The 4,397-nt window shown below is 43.4% G+C and carries 4 protein-coding genes and 1 pseudogene; 4 read left to right on the top strand and 1 reads right to left on the bottom strand.

The genetic code is table 11. The features are described from left to right. A pseudogene (locus AB5H98_RS12780) lies at positions 1–417 on the bottom strand (recombinase family protein); the annotation flags it as partial. 255 nt (positions 418–672) lie between these two features. On the opposite strand from AB5H98_RS12780, the gene AB5H98_RS12775 reads away from it, so the two are divergent. The 4 genes from AB5H98_RS12775 to AB5H98_RS12760 all read left to right on the top strand — a co-directional run bounded on the left by AB5H98_RS12775 (position 673) and on the right by AB5H98_RS12760 (position 4,380). Then, positions 673–1,353 carry a response regulator transcription factor gene (locus tag AB5H98_RS12775; protein WP_367926277.1) on the top strand — a complete coding sequence of 227 codons (681 nt, stop codon included), beginning with the start codon at positions 673–675 and terminating at the stop codon, positions 1,351–1,353. Then, the gene (locus tag AB5H98_RS12770) at positions 1,350–2,444 is read left to right on the top strand and encodes a sensor histidine kinase (RefSeq protein ID WP_367926276.1); all 1,095 of its coding nucleotides are present in this window, start codon (positions 1,350–1,352) and stop codon (positions 2,442–2,444) included. The genes AB5H98_RS12775 and AB5H98_RS12770 overlap by 4 nt, the downstream gene beginning before the upstream one ends. Positions 2,445–2,601: 157 nt before the next feature. Beyond that, a complete protein-coding gene (locus AB5H98_RS12765; RefSeq protein WP_183776621.1) occupies positions 2,602–3,240 on the top strand; it encodes a TlpA disulfide reductase family protein in 639 nt (212 codons plus the stop codon). A 3-nt stretch (positions 3,241–3,243) separates the two neighbouring features. After that, positions 3,244–4,380: an ABC transporter ATP-binding protein gene (locus tag AB5H98_RS12760; protein ID WP_367926275.1), complete on the top strand. Its 1,137-nt coding sequence runs from the start codon at positions 3,244–3,246 to the stop codon at positions 4,378–4,380. Positions 4,381–4,397: the final 17 nt, after the last annotated feature.

Below are 4,397 nucleotides of genomic sequence, written 5' to 3'. Positions count from 1 at the left end.
GGATGTGTTGGGCGGTCAGCAGCTTGGCAATCTGCATGGGGCCTTTCCCCGCAATGCACAGATCAAAAATCCGTTTGACAATCTCGGCGACTTCCTCATCCACGATCCACTTCTTTTTGTCTGCTGGGTCTTTCATATACCCGTAGGGCGGATTAGTGCAGAGGTGTTCCCCGGCGTTTCCTTTGGCCCGTATAACAGCCCGGATTTTCTTGCTGGTATCGCGGGCGTAGAAGTCATTGAACAGATTACGGAAAGGGGTAAAATCATTGTCGCCCTTGTCGCTGTCCACGCCGTCATTGATGGCGATATACCGAATATCATTTCATTCCAGCCCGGACGGTCAAACGTCACCCCGGAAACGCCATCGTCGATGAAAAATGTAGGATTGGGGAAACCGCTGTCGGTTGCGTACTTCATAAGGATTTTCTTTTGAAAAGAGATTTGTCAAGGGTGATTTATCCGATGTTTTTTCTATCGAACACAAATAATAAATCACATATAGAAATTTCATACTAATTAGATTGTTCTTGCAAAGAGATATATGCTATCATAAATAAGAAGAAACTTAGTTGAAGGGTGAATATCGATTCGCCCAGACAGTAAAGATGATTTCAACTTTACACGAATTTTATAGCTCTTTATATACACTCAACGTAGAAACGAGGTGGTTCGATGAAAATTTTGATTGTAGAAGATGAAGAAAAGCTGCGCAACTCCCTTGCAGAAGGGTTACGTTTGAAAGGATATGCTATTGATGTAGCGGGAGATGGAGAGAGTGCAGATGAAAAGGCCTTTTATGAAAGATATGATCTCATCATTCTGGACCTGAATCTACCCAAGCTAGATGGGTTTTCTGTGCTCGAAAATTTTCGTAAGGAAAATTTGGATGTTCCTGTGTTGATTCTGTCTGCCCGTGATGGGATTGAAGACAAGGTAAAAGGGCTGGATTTGGGAGCCAACGACTACCTGACTAAACCTTTTCATTTTGCGGAGTTAGAGGCTCGTGTGCGCTCACTGCTACGTAGGAAAACAGTGATCGAAAACACTGTTTTGTCCAGTGGGTCTCTTTGTTTTGACACCGCATCCAGAATCGTAACCGCAGCGGGGCATCCAGTTTCTCTGACTACGAAAGAAAATGCCCTATTGGAGTATCTGCTGCTGCACAAAGGACGAGTAATCAAGTTAGAAGAATTGATTGAACACGTATGGGACAGTAATGCTGACACCTTTTCTAATTCAGTTCGAGTTCATATGTCCTCCCTGCGTCGGAAGTTAAAAGCACAGTTGGGATATGATCCTATCTGCAACATTATCGGCGAAGGGTATGTAATTCGTGAGGAAGGAAGCATATGAAAAGAAGTATCCCGTTAAAGCTAAAACTAACTACTATTTCAGTATGTATTTTAACTGTTATGTGTGTGGCGTTTGCAATCTCTACTATTTACTCAACCAATGGGCTGGTTCAGGCCACCATTACTACGCCAGCGATCTCTGTTGATGAAAGTATGCCGGCAATAATATCGGAGCCCTCTGTTGCAGTCACGGAAGCTCTCTGGCAATTTAGGGGAACAACCGTGTTGGTTATGTTATGTCTTATTGCGATAGGTTCTGCTTTAACCTATCTGTTTGCTTCCAGAACACTTAAGCCATTGGAAGACCTTACAGAGAGAGTTCAACATATTGACATTCACAATCTAGATGAGGGTGTCTCAATTCCACAAACAAAAGATGAAGTTGCAAAGTTGGCTCAGGCGTTTCAAAATATGACCGAGAAACTCAATCTGTCTTATCAGGTACAAAAAAATTTTTCTGCTAATGCTGCCCATGAATTACGTACCCCTCTCGCTGCGATTCAAACCCAGTTGGATGTATTTCAAATGAAGCCAGATCGAAATCCTGAGGAATATACAAATTTGCTCCAAAGTATTGGAGAAAGCACAGAGCGTCTTTCCAATCTGGTAAAAGATCTGCTCACATTTACCAACGAACAAGGGATAGGAAAAAAGGAACCAGTAGAGTTGAGACCTTTGCTTGAAGAAACGGTCTTTGAACTTGAAGAATATGCTGCTACTAAACAAATTGAAATTACGATTTCTGGCCAAGGAACAGCGTTAGGCGATGACAGTTTGTTGCAGCGAGCGTTTTTTAATCTGATCTCCAATGCAATCCGCTACAATGTAGATTGCGGCTCCATTTTCATCGAAATAACAGATGCTCAGGTAACTATTGCAGATACCGGTATCGGTATTCCTGATGAGGCTAAGTCTCATATTTTTGACACATTTTTCTGTGTGGACAAGTCTCGCAGTCGAGAACTGGGTGGCAGTGGTCTTGGGCTAGCCATTGTAAAAAGTATTATAGAAAAGCATAATGGATACATTTATGTGAAAAATAATCAACCTCAAGGCAGTACATTTATCGTAGGATTTCATGGTAATATATAAAGAAAAGGACAGAATTGCACTACGAAGGAAATATCTAATGAGAGAGGACGCCGGAAGAATTTCTTCCGGCGTCCTCTTTATATGGATTTTATACCAGCCGCGCTATAATCCTTATGTAATGTAACTACACTACAACAAAGAAAGGATTGTATTTAAGATGAAAAAAATGATTTCAGTATTTTTGCTGCTGGTGATGGCACTTAGTTTGGCTTCTTGTGGAAAGTCCAACACAAACGCCGACACAAACGGAGGAGCTTCAACCACCGTCGCTGAGGCGCAGCAGGGGTCCTCCACATCAGAACAGAATGAGTCTAAGCCTGTTTCTTTGGGCGATTTCTCCGCACAGGATTTTGATGGTAATGCTGTTTCCAAGGATATTTTTGCAGATTACGATTTGACCATGGTTAATCTTTGGACAACTACTTGCAGCTATTGCATTGAGGAAATGCCCATTTTGAATGAACTGAGAAAGGAATTTCAGGATGACGGTGTTCGCTTCAACATCATCAGTGTTTGTATGGATGTTGGAAATACCAATGAGATCAATGAGGACAGCCTGAAAAAAGCAAAGGAAATCATTAAAACCGCAGGAGTAGAGTATCCTACCCTGATCCCAGACAGCGTGCTTCTGGAAGGTCGTTTGAAGGGCATTCAGGCATTTCCGGAAAGTTTCTTTGTAGACAGCGAAGGGAATGTGGTCAGTGAGCCTTATGTTGGCGCAATGCCCAAGAACCACTGGCGTGTCACAATGAAGAATGAAATTGAGAAGATTGCACAGAAAGGGAACGAGGAATAACCCATGTTTGAATTAAAAAATATCACCAAAACATTTGGGGGCGAAGTAGCGCTAAAAAATGTGTCACTCTCCATTAGCGGAGGGATGAACTACATCATCGGCGCATCCGGTAGTGGAAAAACAACATTGCTCCGCATTCTTTCTTCCATGGATAGACAGTATGAAGGCGAAGCATTTTATTGTGGCAGAAACCTTAAAGAACTTTCTGATCAGGATCGCTCCCAGTTCTATGCAACGGAACTTGGCTTTATTGCCCAGGGGTTCCACTTGATTGACGAACTAACTGTTCGGGAGAACATTTTGGTTCCGACCTATCTGAGTCGAAACGATAGTGAAAAGCGTCTGAGTATGCTCTTAAAAAAGTTGGGGATTGAAAAACTGGCTGATCAGAAGGTTCGCACACTGTCAGGCGGACAGAAGCAGCGCGTAGCCATTGCCAGAGAACTGATGAAAGATCCTCAGGTGCTGATTGCCGATGAGCCTACTGCTGCATTGGATGCCAAAACCGCCCATGAGATTGGGGCACTACTGACGTCAATTGCCAAAGAGCGGACGGTCATCGTTGTGACCCACGACATCTCTCTCATTCAAGGTAAATGCTCCGTTTTTGAGTTAGATAAAGGCGTACTGATTAGATCGGACAAAGGTGACAGCACCACGAAAGCACATAGCCGCTCCACGGAGAATCTCCGCCTGACCATGCGCTCTGCTCTGCGGATGGCCGGAGTGACCGGCAAGCGCCAGATGGGAAAACTTCTCTCTATCGTCCTTGCAATGGCGATTGCTGCTTCCTGTCTTGCTGTAAACTTCAGCGGTATGTTAAATGGAAGTAGCGATGAAGCGTTTCAGGAGCTTTTAGAAAAGCAGGGAAACTCGGTTCTAAATCTTCTGCTTGTTCCTTCGTTTACAAGTGGTGGCGAGGTAGGCAATGAAAATCCTGGTGTTCCACAAGGCGTAGAACAAGACATCAGCGGACTGCTAGAGGAATACCAAAATGATAGCCGTATTGAGGCTATCATCATGGATGCACCGATGGAAGATATGGTTGTTACTGTAGATGGCAAAGACTTCATTATTGAAGCAAAATTATTTGCTGCGCTGTATGTTGCCCTGTTACAAATAATTACCACAGGCTTGTAGTATCTTATGTGGCTCTT

The organism is uncultured Ruthenibacterium sp., from assembly GCF_963558415.1.
Taxonomy (GTDB): Bacteria; Bacillota; Clostridia; order Oscillospirales; family Ruminococcaceae; genus Ruthenibacterium.
The sequence above is the reverse complement of the archived record's forward strand: the minus strand, read 5'-3'. Positions and strand labels throughout refer to the sequence as shown.

Bases quoted from the DNA above. Each gene is read 5' to 3' on its own strand.
- AB5H98_RS12775 (WP_367926277.1), top strand. From the start codon at position 673: ATGAAAATTTTGATTGTAGAAGATGAAGAAAAGCTGCGCAACTCCCTT.
- AB5H98_RS12770 (WP_367926276.1), top strand. From the start codon at position 1,350: ATGAAAAGAAGTATCCCGTTAAAGCTAAAACTAACTACTATTTCAGTA.
- AB5H98_RS12765 (WP_183776621.1), top strand. From the start codon at position 2,602: ATGAAAAAAATGATTTCAGTATTTTTGCTGCTGGTGATGGCACTTAGT.
- AB5H98_RS12760 (WP_367926275.1), top strand. From the start codon at position 3,244: ATGTTTGAATTAAAAAATATCACCAAAACATTTGGGGGCGAAGTAGCG.